Source organism: Pricia sp., assembly GCF_041745955.1.
Classification (GTDB): domain Bacteria; phylum Bacteroidota; class Bacteroidia; order Flavobacteriales; family Flavobacteriaceae; genus Pricia.
On sequence record NZ_JBGTHY010000507.1, the window covers coordinates 1 to 2,017 of the forward strand.

2 protein-coding genes are annotated in these 2,017 nt (G+C 50.0%); both read left to right on the forward strand.

What is annotated here, in order from left to right:
* Window positions 1-2 precede the first annotated feature (2 nt).
* A complete protein-coding gene (locus ACEW8S_RS17865) occupies window positions 3-764 on the forward strand; it encodes a pyridoxal-phosphate dependent enzyme (protein WP_373519467.1) in 762 nt (253 codons plus the stop codon).
* 148 nt (window positions 765-912) lie between these two features.
* A partial coding sequence (locus ACEW8S_RS17870) for a Gfo/Idh/MocA family protein (RefSeq protein WP_373519468.1) occupies window positions 913-2,017 on the forward strand: 1,105 nt, incomplete at its 3' end.

Here is a 2,017-nt window from a genome sequence, read left to right on the forward strand (position 1 = left end):
TTTTGCAATTGACGGATGTACAGAAGGATAAGGGAGTGGTCACCCATTCTTCCGGGAATTTCGCCCAGGCCCTTTCCCTCGCCGCAAAAAATAGCGGTATCGATGCCTTTATCGTAATGCCCTCGACCGCGCCACAGGTAAAAAAGGATGCCGTAGCGGAATACGGTGGAAAGATTATCGAATGCGAGCCTACGCTTGCCGCAAGGGAAGCCGCTGCCCAAAAAATCGAACGGGAGACCGGGGGGACTTTTATTCATCCCTCGAACGATGAAAATGTAATTATTGGGCAGGGTACCGCGGGAATGGAATTGCTAGGGGAACTTCCGGATCTGGACTTTATAGTCGTGCCCGTAGGTGGTGGAGGCCTTATTGCCGGAACAAGCCTGGCCGCCCATTATTTTGGGAAGGGTTGCAAGGTCATTGGCGGTGAACCCTTCGAAGTCGACGATGCTTACCGTTCATTGCAAAGCGGTAAAATAGAATCGAACGAAACCGCCAATACTATCGCAGACGGACTCAAAACGCAGCTCGGCGATACAAGTTTTCCGATCATGCAGCAATATGTAGATAGCATCATCAGGGTTTCGGAAGACGAAATCGTTAGGGCCATGCGGCTGATTTGGGAACGTATGAAAATCGTTGTCGAACCTTCTAGTGCGGTGGCTTTGGCAGCGGTACTTTCGGATACACATCGGTTCAAGGGAAAAAAGGTCGGTATCATTATTTCGGGAGGGAATGTCGATTTGAGGAAGCTTCCTTTTTAACGGTCGCAGCAGGTAGTCAAAAATTCAGCCCTTCGACGAAGTTTATGCTGAGCGTAGTCGAAGTATTGAACCAAAACCAGTGGATACTCGAAAATAGATTTTACACGATCCGTGTAAAAATGTATTTTTAGACAAAATCAGATACACGATGGAAACAAGAAGAAATTTTCTGGAAAAAATCACGGTTTCGGCCGTCGGCCTTCCCCTTTTATACAATCCGACAAGCCTTTTTGCGGCATCCGGTAAGCCCTACGAAGGTCCCATCCTAAAAGTCGCCATTATGGGCCTGGGCAGTTATGGTGCCCGAGTGGCGAAAGCCATGGAAGATTGCAAAAGGGCCAAACTGGTCGGACTTATAAGCGGTACGCCATCTAAAATTGAGGAGTGGAGCAAGAAATATGACATCCCCGAGAAAAACTGCTACAACTACGAGAATTTCGATGCGATCAAGGATAATCCCAACATAGACGCCGTGTATGTGATAACGCCAAACGGACTCCATAAAGACCAATCCATTCGGGTGGCCAAGGCTGGCAAACACGTTATCTGCGAAAAGCCGATGGGCATAAATGCAGCGGAAGGCCAGGCCATGGTCGATGCCTGTAAAGCGGTCAACGTAAAACTGTTGATCGGCTACCGCATGCACTTCGAGCCCAAAACCGTAGCGGTCATCCAAATGCGGAAGGACGGGGAGTTCGGGCAACTAAAATTCTTTCAGGGCCAATCCGGTTTTACCATTGGCGACCCCACCCAATGGCGGCTCGATAAAAAACTGGCCGGTGGTGGGGCCATGATGGATATCGGTATCTATTCCATCAACGGCGCGCGGTATATGCTAGGTGAAGAACCGATTTGGGTAACGGCGCAGGAAACCAAAACAGATCCCGAGAAATTCAAGGAGGGCGTAGACGAGACGATACAATTTCAAATGGGCTTCCCCAGCGGGGCGGTGGCCAATTGCCTATCCACTTACAACATGGGCAATCTCGACCGTTTTTATATGACGGGGGATGAGGGCTGGGTCGAAATGCGGCCCTCTACCGGCTACGGCCCGATAGAAGGCCGCACCCACAAAGGTCCGTTGACGCAACCCCACGTCATGCACCAAACCTTACAGATGGATGGTATGGCCGAGTTGATTTTTGAGGGAAAGCAGCCCATAGTACCTGTCGACGGCGAAGAAGGCGTGAAGGACATGAAGATTATCGATGCAATTTTCAAGGCGGTGAAAACCGGCGGAAAAGTTGAGTTGT